General features: G+C 49.9%; 19 protein-coding genes. 5 read left to right on the forward strand and 14 right to left on the reverse strand.

Annotated features, from left to right (window positions below):
* From L696_RS0113145 to L696_RS0113185, 9 genes are all read right to left on the reverse strand, one after another.
* A partial coding sequence (locus tag L696_RS0113145) for a transglycosylase domain-containing protein (RefSeq protein WP_025684043.1) occupies window positions 1-1319 on the reverse strand: 1319 nt, incomplete at its 3' end.
* Between the two features lie 186 nt (window positions 1320-1505).
* Window positions 1506-1751: an RNA chaperone Hfq gene (gene hfq, locus L696_RS0113150; protein WP_025684044.1), complete on the reverse strand. Its 246-nt coding sequence runs from the start codon at window positions 1749-1751 to the stop codon at window positions 1506-1508.
* Between the two features lie 20 nt (window positions 1752-1771).
* Complete coding sequence (miaA, locus tag L696_RS0113155) at window positions 1772-2752, reverse strand: tRNA (adenosine(37)-N6)-dimethylallyltransferase MiaA (protein ID WP_025684045.1); 981 nt, start codon at window positions 2750-2752, stop codon at window positions 1772-1774.
* Window positions 2736-3587, reverse strand: a complete 852-nt coding sequence (locus tag L696_RS0113160) for a class I SAM-dependent methyltransferase (RefSeq protein WP_025684046.1) — start codon at window positions 3585-3587, stop codon at window positions 2736-2738. Before L696_RS0113160 ends, miaA begins: the two co-directional genes overlap by 17 nt.
* 12 nt (window positions 3588-3599) lie before the next feature.
* Window positions 3600-5789 (reverse strand): DNA mismatch repair endonuclease MutL, encoded by a 2190-nt coding sequence (mutL, locus tag L696_RS0113165; protein ID WP_025684047.1) that lies wholly within the window; start codon window positions 5787-5789, stop codon window positions 3600-3602.
* A 60-nt stretch (window positions 5790-5849) separates the two neighbouring features.
* Complete coding sequence (gene mutS / locus L696_RS0113170; RefSeq protein ID WP_025684048.1) at window positions 5850-8594, reverse strand: DNA mismatch repair protein MutS; 2745 nt, start codon at window positions 8592-8594, stop codon at window positions 5850-5852.
* A 108-nt stretch (window positions 8595-8702) separates the two neighbouring features.
* Window positions 8703-9926, reverse strand: a complete 1224-nt coding sequence (locus L696_RS0113175; RefSeq protein ID WP_025684049.1) for a putative amidoligase domain-containing protein — start codon at window positions 9924-9926, stop codon at window positions 8703-8705.
* A 133-nt stretch (window positions 9927-10059) separates the two neighbouring features.
* Window positions 10060-10617 (reverse strand): outer spore coat protein CotE, encoded by a 558-nt coding sequence (locus tag L696_RS0113180; RefSeq protein WP_025684050.1) that lies wholly within the window; start codon window positions 10615-10617, stop codon window positions 10060-10062.
* 126 nt (window positions 10618-10743) lie between these two features.
* Window positions 10744-11640, reverse strand: coding sequence for a LysR family transcriptional regulator (locus L696_RS0113185; RefSeq protein WP_025684051.1), 897 nt, complete (start codon window positions 11638-11640; stop codon window positions 10744-10746).
* A gap of 115 nt (window positions 11641-11755) precedes the next feature.
* Between L696_RS0113185 and L696_RS0113190 the strand changes: the two genes are divergently transcribed.
* Window positions 11756-13066, forward strand: a complete 1311-nt coding sequence (locus L696_RS0113190; protein WP_025684052.1) for an APC family permease — start codon at window positions 11756-11758, stop codon at window positions 13064-13066.
* A 30-nt stretch (window positions 13067-13096) separates the two neighbouring features.
* Here the strand turns inward: L696_RS0113190 and L696_RS0113195 are convergent, their stop codons facing one another.
* The 5 genes from L696_RS0113195 to L696_RS0113215 all read right to left on the reverse strand — a co-directional run bounded on the left by L696_RS0113195 (window position 13097) and on the right by L696_RS0113215 (window position 18568).
* Window positions 13097-14053: an aromatic acid exporter family protein gene (locus L696_RS0113195; RefSeq protein ID WP_025684053.1), complete on the reverse strand. Its 957-nt coding sequence runs from the start codon at window positions 14051-14053 to the stop codon at window positions 13097-13099.
* 111 nt (window positions 14054-14164) lie between these two features.
* Window positions 14165-14998 carry an ABC transporter permease gene (locus L696_RS0113200; protein ID WP_025684054.1) on the reverse strand — a complete coding sequence of 278 codons (834 nt, stop codon included), beginning with the start codon at window positions 14996-14998 and terminating at the stop codon, window positions 14165-14167.
* Window positions 14999-15006: 8 nt separating this feature from the next.
* Window positions 15007-15819: an ABC transporter ATP-binding protein gene (locus L696_RS0113205; RefSeq protein ID WP_025684055.1), complete on the reverse strand. Its 813-nt coding sequence runs from the start codon at window positions 15817-15819 to the stop codon at window positions 15007-15009.
* The gene (locus L696_RS0113210) at window positions 15816-16904 is read right to left on the reverse strand and encodes an ABC transporter substrate-binding protein (protein WP_025684056.1); all 1089 of its coding nucleotides are present in this window, start codon (window positions 16902-16904) and stop codon (window positions 15816-15818) included. Before L696_RS0113210 ends, L696_RS0113205 begins: the two co-directional genes overlap by 4 nt.
* A 146-nt stretch (window positions 16905-17050) precedes the next feature.
* The gene (locus tag L696_RS0113215; RefSeq protein WP_025684057.1) at window positions 17051-18568 is read right to left on the reverse strand and encodes a carboxypeptidase M32; all 1518 of its coding nucleotides are present in this window, start codon (window positions 18566-18568) and stop codon (window positions 17051-17053) included.
* Between the two features lie 258 nt (window positions 18569-18826).
* Here L696_RS0113215 and L696_RS0113220 point away from each other — a divergent pair, with 258 nt between their 5' ends.
* The 4 genes from L696_RS0113220 to L696_RS0113235 all read left to right on the forward strand — a co-directional run bounded on the left by L696_RS0113220 (window position 18827) and on the right by L696_RS0113235 (window position 21099).
* Window positions 18827-19390, forward strand: coding sequence for a beta-class carbonic anhydrase (locus tag L696_RS0113220; RefSeq protein WP_025684058.1), 564 nt, complete (start codon window positions 18827-18829; stop codon window positions 19388-19390).
* A gap of 248 nt (window positions 19391-19638) precedes the next feature.
* Window positions 19639-20205 (forward strand): PadR family transcriptional regulator, encoded by a 567-nt coding sequence (locus L696_RS0113225; protein ID WP_025684059.1) that lies wholly within the window; start codon window positions 19639-19641, stop codon window positions 20203-20205.
* A gap of 156 nt (window positions 20206-20361) precedes the next feature.
* Window positions 20362-20817 carry a hypothetical protein gene (locus tag L696_RS0113230; RefSeq protein ID WP_025684060.1) on the forward strand — a complete coding sequence of 152 codons (456 nt, stop codon included), beginning with the start codon at window positions 20362-20364 and terminating at the stop codon, window positions 20815-20817.
* A gap of 3 nt (window positions 20818-20820) precedes the next feature.
* On the forward strand, window positions 20821-21099 hold the full coding sequence (locus tag L696_RS0113235; RefSeq protein WP_025684061.1) for a YxcD family protein: 279 nt from the start codon (window positions 20821-20823) through the stop codon (window positions 21097-21099).
* The last annotated feature ends 44 nt before the right edge of the window (window positions 21100-21143 follow it).

Below are 21143 nucleotides of genomic sequence, written 5' to 3' on the forward strand. Positions count from 1 at the left end.
ATCGCATCAGTCATACTGATGGTCGAAGAGTAACCATGCAAGTTTTTCGGGCTGTACCCGTTAAAACTCTGTCGCTCATTACTCAAAGGTGTGTCCATTGTAAATTTGCCAGATTCGAGAGCCGGCGCATACGCCGCAATAGGTTTAAAGGCCGAGCCTGGCTGTCTACGGCTTTGTGTTGCGCGGTTAAAGGTTCCCTTTTTGTAATCCCGTCCGGGTGCCATCGCGGCAATTCCGCCCGTCTGGTTGTTAATGATGACCATGGAGCCCTGAACAGGCTGATCGTCCGGACTTTTTTCGAACATATCATCATCTGCCATCGCCTGATCCAACGCATTTTGGGCCTGAGCATCCATCGTCGTATGAATTTTATATCCACCAACGATCAAGTCGTCTCCGCTGACTTCTGGCAGGGCTTCCTCCGCCTCATTCATCACATATTCCATAAAATTCTGATACTTTTGAACTTTTTCCGGCTGCTTGTAATCATAATCTACAGCCTTGGCCTCTTCCATTTCCTGCTTGCCGATCATTCCCTGCTCGAACATCAACTGGAGAACCACTGCACGTCGTTCCTTTGAGTTTTCCGGATTACTAATTGGATTATATTTGGAAGGCCCTTTTGGAATAGCTGCCAATGTAGCGATCTGCCATAATTTTAATTCATTTAAGTCTGACACTCCAAAATAGCCTTCCGACGCCGCTTTGATACCGGAGTAAGAACGTCCAAACCAAATACGGTTCAGATAAAGCGTAATAATTTGATCTTTATTCAAATTCCGCTCCAGCGCCATCGCAATGGATACTTCGGTCGCTTTACGGAAAAAGGTCTTGTCACGCGTCAAAAACAGGTTTTTCGCCAACTGCTGGGTCAGCGTACTGCCGCCCTCCACTGCCGAACGTGCTACGATATCCTTAACAGCCGCCCGGCCAATGGACCAAATATCGACACCCTGATGCTCATAAAACCGTTTATCCTCAGTTGCCACAAAGGCCTTTTTCAGCAGGTCTGGTATTTCTTTACTTGTGACAGGATCGCTTTTTTGCACGGACAGCTCGCCCATGAGCACGCCGTTACGATCGTAAACCTTCGATGTCTCATTCACTGTAATTTTGTCTAGATTGGCCTTATAAATTTTTTCGCCATTTACCATGACAAACAAATATCCTCCAAGCGCGCAAAATATGGCTAACGCCGCCGTAATAAACAGCGTCCATCCAATTCGCTTACCTGTAATTTTCTTTTTCTTGCCCTTCGGCTTCTCTTTAGGTGTGTTTCTATTGCGATTGCCGGATCTGGACAATGAATCGTTTGGCATTCCCCTGACTCCCTTTCGCGAATAATCATATGTTGCAGAACGTATATAGCTTGCTGTAGGCAGCATAAAAGCAAACGGAATGAAAAGAACAACCCTGTTCAGGTTGCTCCCGGTCACATTCCTATACGGTTAGACGAGACGGACGCCTGAAAAGTTTCACCAACCCGGGCGTCCGTCAGGCCGTAATCAGTTATCGCTGACGTTATCCTGTTGCTGTGCAAGCGACACATTGCGCTGCGGTGTAAAGGTGGAAATAGCATGCTTGTAGATCAGCTGTTGCTTTCCATCCGAGTCGATAACAATTGTGAAGTTGTCAAATGCTTTAATGGTTCCCCGCACCTGAAATCCATTGATCAGGTATACCGTTACCGGTATAGAATCCTTGCGCAATTGATTCAGAAACGTATCTTGGATATTAATGGACTTGTTCATTTTAGCCGTACCCCCAATAATCATTTGGATTGTTTTGAAGTATATTCAAGGTCTGTCCGGAACTTTCCTGCTATAATTTCGTGTATTCGGGCTGCATGAGCAGAAAAATTTCCGAAATCAGTGACATCTACCCACTGGATATCCTTCATATGGCGAAACCACGAGAGCTGTCGCTTCGCAAAATGACGCGTATCCCGTTTCAGCCAAGTCACCGCCTCTTCCAAAGACACCTCTCCCCGCAGGTAGGAGGATATCTCTTTGTAGCCTAGACCTTGCATGGAGATGGCATCGCTTCGCACTCCCCGTTCCATTAAGGAGGTTACCTCAGCAACAAGCCCTTGATCGAGCATCCCGTCAATTCGGTCTTCAATACGTTTATATAGCATTTGCCTATCCATTGTCAAACCTACGATGCATAGCTGATAAGGAGATTCCTTTTTTTGACTGGCAAGTTGAGAGCTAAGTGTCGTTCCGCTAACATGGTAAATTTCCAGCGCCCGAACGACACGACGACGATCATTAGGATGCAGACGAAGTGCACTTTCGGGATCAACCGCCTGTAGTCGCGCATGAAGCGCCTCGGCTCCAAATTGCTCGGCATAATCAAGCTGTTCCTGACGAAAAGCTTCATCAGCTCCCACCTCGGAAAACTGGTATTCATAGCAGACAGACTCCACATACAAACCAGTCCCACCTACGATAAACGGCAGTTTTCCTCTGGCATGAATATCCGGTATAAGGCGACGGCAATCTTCCTGAAATGCAGCTACCGAATATGGGTATTCCGGCTCATGAATATCAATCAAATGGTGCTTAATTCCTTCCATTTCCTGTTCGGAAATTTTGGCAGTTCCAATATCCATATGACGATACACCTGCATGGAATCTCCGGAAATAATTTCCCCGTCAAATTGCCGTGCCATCTCGATGCTTAATTTCGTCTTGCCGACCGCTGTCGGGCCAACAAGAACAAGTAGTTTAGGCTTAGATACCGCTGTCAATATCAATCACTCCGTACACTGTTTTCGTTGTGCCCCGTTGCTCCACACGGAAGCCGAGGCGGGCAAATTCCCCGCTGCCCCGTTTTTCCTTCAATACAATTGTTTTCCTTGCGATCCGTTTTGCCTGAGCAATACTTTCCTCATCCAGCGCATCCGGGTTAGCCAACCCTCTCAATGGACCGATGGCACTGGAATCGAGCAACGGATCACGGAACATCGGGTCAAAATAGATAATATCCACACTGCGATCCGGCACGCTACGCAAATAGTCCAAATGATGACCAAAACGAACATCAATGCCGGAAAATGCCGTATCTACCGCTTCGTTACCGGAACGGTAATGCCTCATTCCATCCTTGATTAAAGCATAGACAGGAAAAGAACTTTCCACAGCAATTACTTGTCCAGAGCTTCCCGTTCCAATTGCAAACAGGAGGGAATCCGTTCCGAGTCCTGCGGTGCAATCCAGCACGGTGTCCCCCGGAACGAGCCGAGCGGCGGTCAACATCGGATCAGGCTCCCCTTTCAACACCCGCTTGGCGCGGATGAAGCCCATACTTGGGTGAAAAGTCATCGGTGGTTGTTCCGGACTAATCAGCCTCACCCCGCCCTGCACTAGCACCAGCGCCTGACGAACTTTATGAGCAGCAGTCAGCCTTGCTACCGATATACCACGACGGGGGGCATACAGCACCCCCAGCTCGGCTGCAAGCATTTCCGCCCGCTGCACGACCTCAGCCGAGGGAGAATCCCCCGTCGTCACCAGTAAATCGGCTTGTTCCTTCCGAAGCCTTGCCTGCCTTTCTTCTTTACGGTTTTCCCGATCCTGCAACATGTACAAACTCCCTTACATTACTCTTTTAAACAGCTTCTCCAAATCATATGTGGAAAAGGATACAACGATAGGTCGCCCATGCGGACAGGTGTACGGCTGTCTGCACGTCGCCAAACGCTCCAGCAATACGACAGCCTGTCGGTCGGTCAGCTTCTGGTTCGCTTTAATCGAAGCCCGACAGGAGCACATGATCGAGGCTGCCTCCCGTACCTTAGCAAGATCAATTGCTTTTTCATCCAGTACCCATCCTGCCATTTCCTCAATAATATCCGCTTCTTCTCCTTGAGGAAGCCAGTAAGGATAAGAGCTAACCCGAAAGGTTTGACCGCCAAAATGCTCCAAATACACTCCCGCTTGCTCAAACCAGTGTAGCCTAGTTTTCAGCTTTTCCGTCTCTGAAGGCGTAAACTCTAATGTAATCGGCAGCAATAGCTCCTGCGATACGGCCTCGGGATTTCCAAATTTTTCATAATAAAATTCGTAGTTGACCCGTTCATGCGCTGCATGCTGGTCAATTAAATACAGCCCCTGATCGTTCTGCGCAATCAAATAGGTTCCATGGTGCTGACCGATCAAATTTAGCTCAGGAAAAGCGGGCAGTTCGGGAGCCTCACCTGATACCACCGCCAACTGCTCTGCATTCAGTCGTGACTGACGTGGCTTCTGATCCGTGAAATAGCGGGAATCCACAGCGTTTCCTGCACCTTGTGAAGCAGAAGGCCGGTAAGCCACAGAAGCAGCCGCTTCCTGTACTCCGTCGCTGTACAAGGAAGATGAGCCCGATACGGCTCCACTTCCTTGCATTTCTTGAGTATCGGGCGTCTGCCCGGCAGCACCATCAGGCAATGGAGCGCTCCCTCTAACGCCATTTTCATCGTTTCCATCCACAAAATCTGCATCTAGCTCTTCGTCACTGACACGTTGCCCAGAAGGCGGGTTCACCCGACCAATGACTGGGAGCCTCTCCCTATCTTGACGTTGCTCACGATCCGCCCCATGCCCACGGTTCTCCTCATTTCCATTCAACCGAATAGGTTGGCGAGGGTCACGGCCCTCTGGGTAAGATCCGGTAAGCGGCTGTTCCTCCGCTTGACTCTCGCCAGCAGAAGAATTTCCTTCCATACCGTTTCCCTTCGAGAAATGAAACTGCTCCTGCACAAACGAGCCGCTATCCTTGCCGCCGATTTCGCGCTTGACAGCCTTCGGAATCAGCACCTGCTGTCCTAGAACAGCTTTTACCGAATCCTCAATCAACTGAAACAGCTCTGCTTCTTTGCTGAAACGCACCTCCAGCTTGGCGGGATGAACGTTAACATCTACCAGTGAAGGATGCATCTCCAACTGGATCACAGCCAGCGGAAAACGATTGATCGGCAGCAGCGTATGATACGCCTTAAGCAACGCCTGATTCAGCCCATAGCTGCGCACAAAGCGTCCGTTCACCACCGTCGAGATGGCGTTTCGATTCGATCTGGTCCACTCCGGGCGGCTGACATAGCCGCTAATACGGTAATCGAGACTTTCTCCTTCCAGCAGCAGCATGGATTTGGCCGCAGAAGTTCCGTAAACAGCAGCAATCACCTGAAGCAAATCACCATTACCCAGCGTTTGAAGCAGTGTATTCCCGTTATGTCGTAAAGTGAAGGCAACTTCCGGGTGCGAAAGCGCCATTCGGTAAAGCACGTCCGAAATGTGCCCCAGCTCCGTCTGGATCGTTTTCATATATTTCAGTCTTGCAGGTGTATTATAAAACAGCTCCCGGACGGTAAAATCCGTCCCTTGCCGGGCGGCTGCATCCTCGTGCAGTACCAGCTTGCCGCCCTCAATAATCAATTTGCGGGCACGTCCGTCATCTGCGGCTGCTGTGAGCAGCTCCACTTTCGATACAGCCGCAATACTCGGCAGCGCTTCTCCACGGAAGCCCAGGCTCGTGATCTGGAACAGATCGCGTCCATGTCCGATTTTGCTTGTCGCATGCCGATAGAACGCCGTTTCCACATCCTCAGGCTCAATGCCACTGCCATTATCCGTCACCCGGATGCTTTGCAGCCCGCCTTCTTCCACCCATACATCTACGCGCGTACCGCCCGCATCAATCGCATTTTCCACCAGTTCCTTCACGACGGAGGCTGGACGTTCCACAACCTCACCGGCAGCAATCTGGTTGGCAATATGCTCATCCAGTACCCGAATTTTAGACATCCTTTTAACCTCCCCCTGACCTCAAAGTGTGATGAAAAACTGGAAATATCATATCGTGTACTACAGGCTGTTAGCCTTGTTTTTCAGTTCATTTAACAACTGCATCGCCTGCAAAGGTGTCATGTTCATGACATCAGCGTTTTTCACCTTGCGCAAAATCTGGCGCACAATCGGATTAACCTCGGCCGTCTCTAGCTGCGGCTTGGCAGGAGCAAGCTCTTGCTCTCCGAAAATGGACAGCTGTACGACTCCGGTAGCTTTATGATCCAGCACACTGGAATCTTCCACTGCCTGCTGAGTATCTTCTTTTACAACGTTGGCTTGCTGTGACACAAATGGAGCCTGCAATGCAGCTTCTCTTACAACATTTTCCTTCGCTGCTGCAACAACCTCGGTGCCTGCCGTCACTTGGGCGACTGCGTGCTCAAAGCCTTGCAACAGTCCGTTCGCGCGTTCAATGATATTATCCGGCAAACCTGCGAGACGGGCACAATAAATACCGTAACTGCTACTGGCCGCACCCGGTATGAGCTTGCGCAGGAAATTCACCTTGTCGCCGCTTTCCTGTACTGCCATAGAGTAATTCCGCAGCGAGGACAGGCTTTGCTCCAAATGAGCCAGCTCATGAAAATGCGTAGACACCAGCGCCTTACAGCCGATCGTATCATGCACAAACTCGATGACCGCCTGCGCAATCGTCATCCCTTCACTGGTGGACGTACCACGTCCCAACTCGTCAATAATGATGAGGCTTCGCGGAGTCGCCTTGTCTGTCATGACCTGAATATCAGCCATTTCCACCATGAACGTACTCTGTCCACCAATCAGATCATCCGCCGCACCGATGCGCGTAAAAATGCGATCCAGCATCGGCACTTTGGCATGTGCAGCCGGAACGAAGCAGCCGATCTGCGCCATGATTGCGATAAGCGCGACCTGACGCATATACGTGCTTTTCCCGGCCATATTCGGACCGGTGATCAGCAAAATATGCGCATCTTTTTCTTCCAGTGCCGTACCATTGGCGATAAAGCTGCCATCCTTCATCACGGCTTCCACAACGGGATGTCGCCCCTGCTCCACCACGAAATCATATCCGGTTGTCAGCTCAGGCTTCACGAAGCCACGCTCTGCGCTGACCGATGCCAGTGACTGGTACACGTCAATTTCAGCCACCCGCTCTGCCAGCTTTTGCAGACGTGGAATTTCAGTATTTAGTTTACTGCGAAGCTCGGAGAAGAGAGAATACTCCAGGTCCACCATCTTATCCTCGGCTTCCAAAATCAGAGATTCCTTTTCCTTCAGCTCCGGTGTAATATAACGTTCCGCATTCGCCAGCGTTTGCTTCCGTTCATAACGTCCTTCCGGCAATGAAGCCAGATTGGATTTGGTTACCTCGATATAATAGCCAAACACTTTGTTGTATCCGATTTTGAGCGATCGAATACCAGTCGCTACACGTTCCTTCGCCTCCAGCTCGGCGATCCAGCGCTTGCCGTTCACACTAGCTTCCCGCAGCTCGTCCAGATGCTGATGGTAGCCCTCCTTAATGAGACCCCCGTCCCTTACGGAAACAGGCGGCTCGTCCGCCACGGCTTCCTCAATCAGCGCGCACAAGTCTGTACAGCTATCCAGCGTTTGGGCAATTCGGCGCAGTGTCTCCGATTCCGATTCCGCGCACAGCTCACGTAAAGCCGGAATTCGGGTCAATGACAGCTTGAGTGCAATCAGGTCGCGTGCATTGGCGCTGCCAAAGGCAATTCGCCCAACCAAGCGCTCCAGATCGTAAATTTCCTTGAGCTGTGCACGCACATCCTCCCGAAAAATAAACTGATGGTACAGCTTGTCCACTGCTTCCAGCCGTTCCTCGATCAAATTACTGCTAAGTAGCGGCTTGTCGATCCAGCGTCTCAGCAACCGCGCTCCCATCGACGTCTCCGTCCGATCCAGCAGCCACAGCAACGAGCCCTTCTTGGAGCGCTCACGAACCGTCTCCACCAGTTCCAGATTACGGCGGGTAAATGGATCAAGAATCATAAAATGGTTCGGCTCATAAGCAGAAATCTGTGTCAACTGGCCTAACGATCTTTTTTGCGTTTCATTCAAATAAGCAATCAAACGCGATACACAATGCCTACGTTCCTCGTTGAGTCTGGCCCACGTTGCTTCACCAAATTGACTACGCACAAGATCATCCTTAGACTTGTCCCAGGCTGTGTATACAACACGCCGTCCTACGGGTGACATTCGGGAGGTCACAAAATCGAGCAGATGACCATCCCCCAGCATTTCTGATGGCTCATAAATATTAATTTCATCCAATAGCCATTCCTTCGAATCTGGTACAGAGGTCACATACAGCTCACCTGTGGACAAATCGCAAGCCGCCAGTGCCAGCATCCCGTCCGTCTCGGTGACACATACCATGTAGTTGTTGGATTTGTCACCCAGCACCTTGCCTTCCATTACCGTACCCGGAGTGACGACACGGACAATATCTCGTCGTACCATCCCCTTCGTAGCCGAGGCATCCTCCATCTGTTCGCAAATGGCAACTTTATAGCCCTTTTCTATAAGGCGCTGTATGTAATTTTCCGCCGAATGATAAGGCACGCCGCACATCGGAATTTTTTCCGTGCCGCCACCCTCGCGTCCGGTAAGTGTAATCTCCAGCTCCTTGGATGCAAGAATCGCATCATCAAAAAACATCTCGTAAAAATCACCCAGGCGGAAAAACAAAAACGCATCCTGCACCTGATCTTTTATCGATAAATATTGCTCAATCATCGGTGTATATTTGGCCATACCTTTTACTAACCCCCATACATTGTTCCGTTTAAACTTACATTACCTTTCATTATAGCAAAAATGACAGTCGATAACATGAAAGCATCGCAAACAACGTCACACATTTTACGAAAGCTTCCAGAACGGACGCAAATCCCGCGATTCATCCCATTGTTTTCCCCGACGCAGGCTGTCCAGCAATGGACCGACATAAGCTTTATATTGCGGATATACATCCAGTGAAACAATATCCAAAATAAGAGGTTTCATATACTCCCCCAGCACGATCCGATTTCCTTCATAAAACGCTCTATGAGCCTCATCCTCATCCAGCGGCCTGCGCTGCAAACGCGGATATTGAGACGCGATGAGAAATGCCATTCCAATCACGCCCTTCGCAAGCTGCGGCGAAACGAGAAAGCTGGGTAGCGTACGGTATTCAAAACCTCCGTACGGTTGGCGACGAAAATCGCCCAAATTGCCGTAATGCGGTCTGCGCCGAGCTGCGCGTTTATCTTCTAACAACGCCAGAGGCAGCGCTAAATAATTGTCCAGCGCACGCAATAGTGCCCCGTTCAGCGGAATTCCGCTAAAATGCAAATGCCCTCCCAGCGGAAAACCCGACTGCGGCATCCCGCCCGCTTGCCAAATCAGCGTACGGTCGTCAATGCGACGGGCTGCAACCGCAAAGGCATGCCGTAGATGAGTCAGTAAAAGAGCGGGATCGCCACTTGGCGTGGGTCGAAGCTCAGCGACCGGGTACAAGGTCCGCCCCCGGCGCGTAACCGCATCGCATCCTGCCACGCCAAGGCGGCCCAAATATCGTGAAGCCGGTACGACCCGTCCTTCCGGCATGCGGACCAGCACAAATTCAGGGTCCATCCCGATTAGCAGCTGCTTATCCCCTTGTGCCGCTGGAAGGCCTTGTTCTTCGCGAGCTGCGGCTTCATATAGCGCATCTAAACGTCTATCATTTAGCCATGGCTGGGCCACGACTTCACGCACCTGACAACTGCGCTCGCCCAGCAGTGTCAGCACCACTTCACCACTGTCGAGGCCGAGTGTGTACAAAGTACGTACAGCCAATCGCTCCATTCTGATGGACAGTTGAGAACTGCTATCCAGCACAGTCGGATCATAAGCGAGGATTTTGGAGTGTCCTTCAATCGTGCGTCTTCGAATTTCCAGCATTCGCAGTTGATGGATTTGCACCACATAGCCTACCGAAAAATCTGCTGCGTTGTCGTCAATCCAGCGAACCGATATGCCAGAACGTTCCAGCCTGCGCTGCTTTTCATCATCCGGCATCTGTCTGAAGCGTCTAAGCGCCTGTCCCGCCTGCTGCATCATCTTACCCCTCCCTACCAGATTACGGACGGCCGGAAAATTTCCCTTCCCTATAACAACAAAAAGGAGGGCCTTTGCCCTCTACGCAGTCTCAGCCGGCGCAAAGAGTAAAGCGGCCCTCTTTTTGGTTACTTCGTCAGAGCTCGTCGTCGATGAGGTCGGGGTCGAGCTCCTCATAGTCCCCTTCTTCCGCTCCAAAATCATAGTCCTTGTCAAAATCGTCACTGCTGCCATTCGGGAATACTTCTACAACAATCTTCGTTTCCGCCACTAGCTCCACCGCAAATTCCCGCTCGACCCGGATCATTACGCTGCCGCCCCCTGAAGACACACTCGCCTCAACGCAGCTTGGCTCCTGTGTCGCCTCGGCGGATACTTCCACTGTAGACGCCCGGTGTTTCGGATCAAGATACGAGAGCGGCACATTTTCCACGTACGACACCGTTTCCTTGGCCACATCGGTCTGCGAGTTTTTATCGTATGAGTACCAGATATTGATATCATACGTCCCCACCACCTCAATGCCGTCTCCAGCCGCCATAGCCTCATACTGGTGGTTAATAATCCACGCCCCCAAAATGCTGGTCGGATTATTAGGCGGAGTTACGGTATGGGTTACGGTAGAGAATTTGCGACCTTTACCGCAGATCGCTTTTGTAATAATCTCTCTACGATTTTTATGACTCAATGCCATTCTTGAACCTCCTCCATACAATCAATCATTCCATACATATGTATGCAGGAAGTAGGCGAATGTTGAGTGAATAGGCGAAAAGGAAAAAATATTATTTGTATAAGCTTATGCTCTAACGGCTTGAACTCATGCACGCCAATGTGTTACATGCTGCTCGACAATCCGTAAAAATTCGCTGAGCGCCGGGGATTTCCACTTTTTCGTGTGATAGGCGACCTGGGTAGCCACCTGCTGTTCGCTGTCATCCCAGCTTAAACGCTCCATCTTCCCTTCACGCAATTCATTTTGCACCGTAACCAGCGGAAGCAGCGCAACGCCCAATCCGGCCATGACACATTGCTTGATCGCTTCAATACTCCAAAACTCCAGACTCGGGTCTGCAAAAATACCGTGTCTATTCAAATATTGCTCAAAAAGGATACGATAGGTGCAGCCCGCCTCTGTGTGCAAAATAGTTTCGTCCTTTAAGTCAACGGGCTCCACGTTATTATAGGAAACTAATGGATGACCCAGTGGCGCGACCAATGCCATCGGCTCGTGAATGAGTGTAGTGACATTCAGTTCTCTATCCTCCGTCTCCGGCTGAAGCAAAAAGGCCAAATCCAGCTCACCTGAGCGGATCATATCGCGCAATTCCCAGCATTCTCCCGGTTTAAGCACGATTTTCACCTTCGGATACTGTTCCCTGTACTCACGGATCAAGCTCGGCAGGCGGAAAGCCGCCAGCGACTCTGGCGCTCCGATCTTCAGCGTGCCCGTCAGCACTGTTTCCGAACGTAGCGCATCCTTGGCAAGGGCATGCATCTTGGAAATTTCCTGCGCATAGGGCAGCAAGCGTCGTCCGGCATCTGTCAGCATGATTTTCTTACCTATGCGGTCAAAAAGAGGCGTGCCCAGTTCCGTCTCCAGCGTCTGAATTTGGGCAGTTATACTTGATTGTGCATAGTCTAATATACGCGCCGCCCGGGTAAAGCTGCCTGCCTCAACCACATTTAAAAACGTAAACAAATGCCGTGATTCCATAAATTGCTCCTTCGATCGTTTTTTTCGATGCAAACCATCGTTATATTCCGTTTTTCCGATAGATTGATTATCTGATAAGCTGAAGGAAATGACAAGAGAAAGAAGGCTTACCTGAATGACAAATGAACATAAACTGCAATCCACCATTGGTCTTCCACAGGCCATTGCGCTATATATCGGGGCGGTGCTGGGTTCGGGGATATTGATTGTGCCCGGTCTTGCCGCCGAAATGGCGGGTCCGGCCTCCCTATTGGCGTGGGGCTTTATGACCCTGCTCATCTTGCCGATGGCTCTGTCCATGGGGCTGTTGTCCGCTAAATTCCCGAACGCTGGAGGAGTATCGCATTTTGTTTCGCTGGCTTTTTCGCCGCGTGCAGGCTCTTACATCGGTTGGTTTTTTCTGATGTCAGTTCCGATTGGGGCGCCTGTTGCCGCACTCACCGGAGCTGGCTATATGACCGCCGCCATGGGCTGGGGAGAGGGAAGCCGCATGGGATTGGCCGCCGCCATGCTGGCGGTTGGACTGATCATTAACTGGATCGGTATGAAGGTTGCGGGACGTATTCAGATCGCCGTTGTCATCGCTATCGTTGCTGTCCTTATCTTCGCCATTGTCTCAGCGCTGCCACAAATGAAATCGGTACACTTCACACCGTTTGCTCCGCACGGCTGGCTTCCTGTTGGTCAGGCGACAGCAATTCTGTTCTGGTGCTTCATCGGTTGGGAGGCTGTCTCCCATTTGTCGGAGGAATTCACCAATCCACAACGGGCGGCTGTTAAGGGTGTCACCGTTGCAGCCGTTATCGTCGGCTTGCTTTATTTTCTTACTGCACTGGCTACAGTCGGGACGCAAAGCTACCTTGCAGGCGGATCGGACGCTTCGCTCGTATGGGTGATTAGCCGGGCCATTGGTCCGTGGGGCGCGGTGATAGCCGGCTTGACAGGCATCTTTATATGTACAGCTACGATTATTGCTTATGTGGGTGCTGCTTCACGCGTCGCATATGCTTTATCCCGGCAAGGCCATACCTTCCGCTGGATGGGTCTCTTATCCCGGCGCTTTCATACGCCAATTGGGGGCATCATGTTTCTCTCCCTTTGTTTCGTCGTTATTATGTCCCTTTACGGTAGCGGTACTGTTTCACTCACCAACCTGATTCAGTTCCCTAACGCCACTTTTATCCTGACCTATCTGGGCGGGTGTGCTGCGGGTATCAAGCTGCTACGAGGTAATCGCTGGGGTGTAGCCATCAGTTGGGTGTCATTCATCTCGACTGCGGTGGTGTTTCCTTTTGTCGGCTGGGCCATGCTTTATCCTTGCCTGATCACCTTTGCCTTATGGATCGCAGGTCGAATTTGGCACAAACGCTCCCTTCCTACTCCGCCCGTCATCACTGAACAAGAAAAAGCTACTGCCCTTCGTTAGACAATAGCTTTTCAGTTTGGGCCCTCGACTCTAAGCTTTGATTGGAGTGGGGGCCTTGTCCTTTTTGGCGATTTTCAAATACTGATGTAATTCATGTGTAAGCTGTAACAATGCCGAACGAATTTCGAATTCCTCCCGGGTTGAGGGGAGCTCCATTTTTTTGAATTCCTCACGTACCTGCTCCAGCAACTTCTCCGTCTGTCCCGTATAATGTCCGGCCAGAACGTCATTGCTGAGCTGATCGAATAGCTCGGCCAGAAGCTTGGCCTGCGGCATGTGCTGATACATTTGCGCGATCAACTGCATCATATTTTGAATCGAATCCAGTTGTTCCCTGCGCATATAAAAATACACATTCCAGCCCTCTTGCGGACGAAGCATCTGATTTTCCAATGAACGCCCTGCCTCGGTTACCCCTCTGGCTATGACGCTGTTTGCCTCTATAACTTCCTTGCCATCCCATATGTATGCCGGACTGCGTAATGTATTGGCCATATTTCTGAATATAATGGAAAACGTCCGGTCTACCTCCTGCCGGATTTGCTGCATGGTGTTATCGGAGCGCGGCATGTAGGCCAAATTGACGACCATCGCGGACCCTAATCCGATGACCAGCAGACACAGTTGGGTCAGCAGCACCTGCATATCAATCACACCACCGCTGAACACGCGGAAAACCACGACCGAACCCGTGACGATTCCTTCCTTAAAGCCAACCCGTACAATGACCGGAAACGCCGTTAAAATATATAATGCCAGTACCCAATCATGGAATCCGAATACAACAAACAAAACACAAGCAAAAAGAAGCCCCACGACGGATGCAAAAAATCTCGCCGAAATGGTACGGAGGCTTCTCTTGCGCGTGACATCCACCCCCAAAATAGCCAAAAGCCCTGCCGAGGTGGCTCCATGAATGCCAAAACCATCCGCAATGAGTACTGCCATTAATGCGGCAATAGCCGTTTTAATCGTACGAAAGCCCATGAAAAAATTCTGTCCTCTCTGGATGAAATCTGTTTTCGTAAATTTTGAATCATTTTCATTTTCATGGTACTTTATTTTCACGTTTTACACAAATGTATAGAAGTTTGATTCCTATCGCTGAGGACGATCAGACAGCAACAGACGCTCGACATACACGACCGCCTGATACATCAGTGTTGCTACAACGGCAATGATAAGCAGACTGGACATCACCAGCGTAAAATTAAATACCTGAAAGCCGTAGATGATCAAATAACCCAACCCGTTTTTAGCTACCAGAAATTCACCGACGATCACGCCAACCCAGGCCATGCCGACATTCACCTTCAGTGTAGAGACGATAGCCGGAAAGGACGCAGGCAAAATCACCTTTTGAAACGTATCACGGCGCGATCCACCAAATGTGCGAACCACCTTGATCAGATTTGAATCCACTTCCTGAAAGCTGTTATACACGACTAACGTCGTAATAATGACCGTAATCGAGAGGGTCGTCATTAGAATAGCGGTAAATCCGGCTCCGAACATGACGATAAAAATGGGCCCCAGCGCCACCTTGGGCATACTGTTGAAGACGACCATATAGGGGTCCAGTACCTTCGACAAAAACGGTGACCACCAGATCAGCACAGCCAGCAGTGTTCCCAGCAGCGTCCCGAGTAAAAAACCCGCCAGCGTCTCTCCTACCGTGACACCGACATGCCCCCACAGCTCGCCGCTGACCGCATCCTTGCCAATTTGGATAAATATTTTGCTTGGATAGCTAAACAGCAGTACATCAATCCATTTCATCCGACCCGCAATTTCCCACAACACGAATAAAAACACTAAAATAGCTGTCTGTACACCCGTTACCAACCGCCGCTCCGAACGCCTTCTACGTCGATACTCCTGATACAGCCCTTGAATCCAGTGCTGTCCAAGCCGGTCCGATTCGTCCTTCATCCTTTGATTCACTCCTTTGCTCCCGAAGCCTCCAGTTCACCCCATATTTCATGAAAAAGCTCATTAAAGCCCGGCTGCTCGCGCGCATAAAAAGGCTGAACTTCCCGGATCGAATCCGGAATTTCAAAGGTACGCCGGATGTGGCCCGGATTCCGGCCCAGCACAATAATCCGGTCACTGACCGCAATCGCCTCGGCCAAATCGTGTGTGACTAAAATAGCCGTCTTCCCTCGCTCACGCAGGGTTTCGGCAATCAGGTCTTCCAGTTGGAGCTTGGTCTGATAATCCAGCGCGGAGAACGGCTCATCCAGCAGCAGCAGTCCCGGATTGGTCGCCAGCGTCCGTACCAGCGCCACACGCTGGCGCATGCCCCCAGACAACTGGGACGGATGCAGATGCTCCTTTCCTCCCAGACCCATGCCTTCCAGCAGCAGTCGGGTCCGTTCACGCGAGTCCTCATCTACCCGGTTGCCCAGCTCCAGACCCAGCAGCGCATTATCCATGATCGTACGCCACGGGAACAGATAATCCTGCTGCAACATGTAACCGATCTCCGGACTCGGGCCACTTACCGGCTGACCTTGTAACATGACTTGGCCTGCCGCTGGACGCAGCAGCCCGGCGATCATGGACAGGATCGTCGTTTTGCCGCAGCCGCTTGGACCGACCAAACTGACAAACTCCCCTGTCTCTACGGAAAAATCAATATTCTCAACCGCCAGCGAGGCCTCCCGGTCTGTTACATACACATGCGTCACTTGCTTCAGCTCCACCACCGGGACCCTTGCGTCCGAAATAAGACAACTCCGTTCTTCGGTCATGGCGAGCCTCCGGCGTCTGCGCCTGTATCTGCGGCTCCATTTGCTCCCGCTTTTACAAGCTGATCAGCGTTCCCCAATGAGCCTGCTGCAATCGCCTGCTCTGCAAAGCTTCGATTCACCAGTTGATCCAGCGCAACCGGACTTTTCAGCTCGCCCGCCAAAGTCATAACATCCTGCAAATTCTTCCATTCTTTTTCCTCAATCATCGGGTTCACAGCATAGGTACCTTGTTCCTTATAACGCTTGACACTACTGGTCAGAACCGCCAGATCGGTATCCTTGAAATAGGGCGTAATGACTTCGGCAATCTGCTCAGGTGTATGCGTGGCAATCCACTGCTGTGCCTGGTATACAGCCTTCGTAAACTTTTGTGCGGCCTCGTCATTTTCGTTCAGATAGCTTTGTTTAGCCATATATACGGTATAAGGCAGCTCGCCGCTCTCCACACCAATGGAGGCCACTACCCGTCCCCGGCCTTCTTTTTCGAAAATAGACGCCTGCGGCTCGAATAACTGCACATAATCCCCTGTACCGGAACCGAAAGCAGAGGCAACATTGGCAAAATCAATATTTTGAATCAGCTTCAAATCCTTGTGTGGATCAATGCCGTGTAAGCGTAGTGCAAATTCCAACGACATTTGTGGCATTCCGCCCTTGCGCTGTCCAAGAAAATTTTGCCCTTTCAGCTTTTCCCAGTCAAAGCTACCCTGCGTTTGCCGGGCAAACAGAAAGGTTCCGTCTGTCTGCGTCAGTTGGGCAAAATTAATAATGGGGTCCTCTGCCCCTTGCTGATACACATAAATAGATGTTTCCGCACCGATAAGCGCGATATCCGCCTGATTAGACAGCAACGCCGTCATCGTCTTGTCGCCACCGGGAATCGTCGCCAGTTGGACATCCAGTCCCTCCTGAGCAAACATCCCTTGGCTCAAGGCTACATACTGTGGCGCATAAAAGACCGTTCGGGCTACTTCGCCCAGTCTGATCTCAATCGTCTGCTCCCCTTTGGGTGCGCACCCGCCGAGCAGCAGCAATCCGAGCAGTGCCGCAGCCGCCACAGCTTTGAAACGAGCGCCGATGTTCATCCCTGTTCCCTCCCCACCTTTTTGCATTATAGACTTCATATATTGTTATGCGGCTGTCGATATAATCGTTAATCTCATACAAAAACCCCGCGTTCGCCCAAGGAACGCGGGGTAGATGCATATATGTTTACTTTAGAGTTTCTAAATCACAGCTTGTATATGGAGGTATATTTCTCTTCCAGATAGTCGGCGAGATAATCCGGGTTCAGATCCTCACCCGTAATGGCTACAATTAACTCGGACGGCGTCCGGCTCTTGCCGTAACGATAAATCCGTTCGGTCAGCCATTGCTTGATTGGCTCAAGCTCTCCAGCGGCAATCAACTCATCCAGATTTGGCAACTCCTTGCGCAGTGTCGCCAAAATTTGCGCTGCATACATATTGCCAAGCGAGTAAGAAGCAAAATAACCAAAATCACCACCGGACCAGTGAACGTCCTGAAGAACGCCATGGCCGTCATCCGGCGGGAGAAGTCCCAGATATTCCTTATATTTCGCGTTCCATACTTCTGGAAGGCGCTTCACGTCCAGCTTTTCATTAAACAGCATTTTTTCAATTTCATAGCGGATAATGATATGTAAGTTATATGTCAGCTCATCCGCTTCAATACGAATCAGTGAATTTTCCACACGGTTGACTGCCCGGTAGAATTGCTCTGCTGTAACCTTCGCCAGACGGTCTGGAAAATGCTTTTGCAGGTCAGCATAATACCGATCCCAAAAAGCACGGCTGCGTCCAATCATATTTTCCCATAAGCGAGACTGAGATTCATGAATCCCCATGGAGGTTCCTTCGGAAAGCAGCGATCCTGCCAGCTCAGGCGCAATATTTTGCTCATACAGCGCATGACCACCTTCATGCAATGAGCTGAAAATTGCACTAGTCACATCATCTTGCAAATAATGTGTTGTTATGCGCACATCACCCGGATTTAATCCTGTCGCAAAAGGATGCACGCTCTCATCCAAACGACCTGCGTCGAAGTCATAGCCCATCTGTCTCAAAATGAACAGGCCGAACTTCTCTTGCTGCTTCACATCAAACACACCATCTAAAAAGCTCTTATCTGGCTGGTTTGGTGAAGCCTGGATTTTAGATAATAGCGGCACAAGACGCTTTTTGAGACGATCAAACACAGCATCCAGCTTATCTACCGTCATATCCGGTTCATATTGATCCAAAAGCGTGTCGTATTCCGTGCCCTTAACACCCCAATAACCGATAAACTCACGCTTCATGTCTACGATTTTAGACAAGTAAGGCTCGAATCCGGCAAAATCGCTATGTTCCTTGGCATCCTCCCACTTGCTCTCCGCCTGAGCAGCGAGTACGCTGTATTCCCGGTAACGGTCAGCCGGAACGGAACGGTTCAGCTCATAATTTTTGCGGCATTCCTCCACCAGTCTGCGATCATTGTCCTCCAGTTGCTCCAGCTTGTCTTCTGCGGCAAAAAATTGCAGCAATTGTCCCATTTCATCCGAAATAACCAGCTTGAACATTTCAGTGGACAGCATCCCCAATGTTTCCGAACGAATGTCAACGCCCTTGCGCGGAGCACCTGTCCGTAAGTCCCAGTGCATCAAGCCCACGGCCTCACCATAACTTTTGATTTTGTGTGCTAATTCTTTTAAAGCTGCCAATTGATCCAACGTCTGTTGCGCCATCATCGAGGTCACCTCTTTATCTAAAAGTGGATAAAACTTTATACTTCTTATACTTGATGATACTTATATTAAAAAGTATAATCAACACACAACATTTGCGACCAGCTCCTGAAGGCTTTGAAAAACCGTCAGATAGTACATATTTGTCAAGGGGTAAATCCTGATTATCGGTCTGTGTAGATCGGAGTTAGGCTTCTTCCATGCTGGTCTGCTGCAAAAAAATGGTTCAACATTAAATAGCATACGGAGGGAACAATCGTGGATCACATCAAAGAGATTTTGGAATACAACCGCGTTTTCGTGGAAAACAAAGAATACGAAGCCTATCGTACAGGCAGGTTCCCCAATAAAAGAATGGTCATCATTACCTGTATGGATACGCGCCTGACCGAGCTGTTGCCCAAAGCCATGAACCTGCGCAACGGTGATGTCAAAATCATTAAAAATGCGGGTGCGATTATCTCCCAGCCTTTCGGAAGCGTTATGCGTAGTGTGCTCGTTGCCCTGTATGAGCTGGAAGCGGATGAAGTGCTCGTCATAGGCCATTACGAATGCGGTATGGCCGCGCTGAATGCCGATCACATGGTCAATGAAATGCTGGAGCGTGGAATTTCGCAAGAGGTGCTGAATACGCTGGAAAATTCAGGAATTAAGCTGAACAAATGGCTGAAAGGTTTTGACAACATTGAGGAAGGGGTTAGAAGTACCGTAAAGCTTATTAAAAACCACCCTCTTCTCCCGCCTAATGCGCCTGTACACGGTATGGTTATTCATCCGGACACCGGGGAGTTAACGCTGATTGTTGATGGAAATAAGCAATAAAAGTCCCATAATTAACGTTAAAGAGGGTATCTTTAGGTCGTAAAATACGATCTGAAGGTACCTCTTTTTTATGAAAATAAGCACATATGAGTGTATGTTGACCGGAGCTAATTTGGGCTAACCTGTGAACGGCCTATCTGAAAGTTGTCAAACCATACAGTTTCAGTGTACACTTTTCATGTTGCGGCAGGACACCTGCTGCAGAGCCGTTATAACCGTTACTAAGATGGATGAAGGAGATAAAATCTATGAATTTACTATCGTATGGTCTGTTGGGCCTTCTCGCCAGAGAAGAATCCTCCGGCTATGATCTGATGTTGCGTATCCAGCCTTTTTGGCAGGCCAAGCACAGTCAGATCTATCCACTGCTGGCGCGTATGGAAAGCAAGGAATTGCTTGCTTCCCGCTGGATTCAGCAGTCCGACAAACCTGATAAAAAAATGTATACTATTACTGACAAGGGAATCCATATGCTTCAGCAATGGTCCCAGGAATCACTGGCCGCTCCGGTCACACGGGACGAATTAAGCCTGCGGCTGTTCTGTCTCTGGCTGACGGACAAAAGCAGTGCCAACCGTATGCTGGAGGAACGCAAGCGTCATTTTATTGAGCGAATACGGCACCTTGAGGATATTCTGAACGATATTCCCGACGAGGATCTGCATTTTGGCAGCAAAAGCTTTGGCGATTACATTCTCGTGCAAAAAGGGCTTATGAATGCCAAGGCGGGTCTGGAGTGGTGCCAAATGGTACTGCGTATGCTGCTCGCCGGAGATGTAAAAGCGGACACTAATCCATTTTCACTTAAACCATAAGACTGAATGCTTAATCCAATCATGCATAGGCTTTATATATCAATAAAATTTGAATGTTTTAAATTTTATTGAAACCCTATTCTATCCGTTTCGTATTACTGGTAAGCGGCTGTTTGACCTATATCAAACCAACATACCAAGGGGGATTATATTTACATGAAAAAAACATTTACTTTGAGAACTATGATGATGCTGATGATGGCTTTTACCCTGCTGATTGTTATGGTCGCACCATCTACAGCCGACGCGAGGCGAGGCGGCGGATTTAAATCCGGGCAAAAAACGTACCAATCTACACCGAGCAAGGCCACTGACAGCAACGGTGTCAATAAGTCCGATAGTGGCACCAAATCCAGTGCAACTGCGGGTAATACAAGCAGAACGGGTGGATTCCTTGGCGGTGGCGGCGGATTCCTGAAAGGCATGATGCTGGGTGGTTTGGCAGGTATGCTCTTCGGCGGACTGTTCGGCAATATGGGCGCACTGGGCAGCTTGCTTGGCCTTGCGGTCAACATTCTCGCTATATACGTCCTGATCATGGTCGGAGTAGGTATCTACCGTGCCATTAAAAATCGTCGCAGACCTGATGATTCCCGTGGAGGACGTTACTAAGTTATGATTTTAAGTATGGATGAAATTGTCAATGCCATCTGTCTGCATATGGCTGAACGAAAAGGCGTCCAGCCCACTGATGTGACAGTAGAATTAAGCTGGGAAGAGGATACAGGATACTCGGCAGAAGTCCATGTACAGGGTCGCAGCCAGTATCTGGTGGAAGCCAACATGATCGAGGCTATCCTGAGATACCTGCATTCCGAGTACAATATCCGTGCCTATCGCGAGCAAATCAGACTGGATCTGGACGAAGAAATCACTGCCATTGTCCAGACTTGATGGAATAACGCATAGGGACATCTAACAGAATATGCAGTGAAACG

Source organism: Paenibacillus maysiensis (assembly GCF_000520815.1).
Classification (GTDB): domain Bacteria; phylum Bacillota; class Bacilli; order Paenibacillales; family Paenibacillaceae; genus Paenibacillus; species Paenibacillus maysiensis.

What these genes read in the sequence shown, in the direction of transcription:
- hfq (WP_025684044.1), bottom strand. Translation starts at nt 1,751, where the DNA reads ATGAACAAGTCCATTAATATCCAAGATACGTTTCTGAATCAATTGCGC.
- L696_RS0113210 (WP_025684056.1), bottom strand. Translation starts at nt 16,904, where the DNA reads ATGAACATCGGCGCTCGTTTCAAAGCTGTGGCGGCTGCGGCACTGCTC.
- L696_RS0113185 (WP_025684051.1), bottom strand. Translation starts at nt 11,640, where the DNA reads ATGGAATCACGGCATTTGTTTACGTTTTTAAATGTGGTTGAGGCAGGC.
- L696_RS0113200 (WP_025684054.1), bottom strand. Translation starts at nt 14,998, where the DNA reads ATGAAGGACGAATCGGACCGGCTTGGACAGCACTGGATTCAAGGGCTG.
- mutL (WP_025684047.1), bottom strand. Translation starts at nt 5,789, where the DNA reads ATGTCTAAAATTCGGGTACTGGATGAGCATATTGCCAACCAGATTGCT.
- L696_RS0113230 (WP_025684060.1), top strand. Translation starts at nt 20,362, where the DNA reads ATGAAAAAAACATTTACTTTGAGAACTATGATGATGCTGATGATGGCT.
- L696_RS0113215 (WP_025684057.1), bottom strand. Translation starts at nt 18,568, where the DNA reads ATGGCGCAACAGACGTTGGATCAATTGGCAGCTTTAAAAGAATTAGCA.
- L696_RS0113195 (WP_025684053.1), bottom strand. Translation starts at nt 14,053, where the DNA reads ATGGGCTTTCGTACGATTAAAACGGCTATTGCCGCATTAATGGCAGTA.
- mutS (WP_025684048.1), bottom strand. Translation starts at nt 8,594, where the DNA reads ATGGCCAAATATACACCGATGATTGAGCAATATTTATCGATAAAAGAT.
- L696_RS0113190 (WP_025684052.1), top strand. Translation starts at nt 11,756, where the DNA reads ATGACAAATGAACATAAACTGCAATCCACCATTGGTCTTCCACAGGCC.
- L696_RS0113180 (WP_025684050.1), bottom strand. Translation starts at nt 10,617, where the DNA reads ATGGCATTGAGTCATAAAAATCGTAGAGAGATTATTACAAAAGCGATC.
- L696_RS0113160 (WP_025684046.1), bottom strand. Translation starts at nt 3,587, where the DNA reads ATGTTGCAGGATCGGGAAAACCGTAAAGAAGAAAGGCAGGCAAGGCTT.
- L696_RS0113225 (WP_025684059.1), top strand. Translation starts at nt 19,639, where the DNA reads ATGAATTTACTATCGTATGGTCTGTTGGGCCTTCTCGCCAGAGAAGAA.
- L696_RS0113175 (WP_025684049.1), bottom strand. Translation starts at nt 9,926, where the DNA reads ATGATGCAGCAGGCGGGACAGGCGCTTAGACGCTTCAGACAGATGCCG.
- L696_RS0113205 (WP_025684055.1), bottom strand. Translation starts at nt 15,819, where the DNA reads ATGACCGAAGAACGGAGTTGTCTTATTTCGGACGCAAGGGTCCCGGTG.
- L696_RS0113235 (WP_025684061.1), top strand. Translation starts at nt 20,821, where the DNA reads ATGATTTTAAGTATGGATGAAATTGTCAATGCCATCTGTCTGCATATG.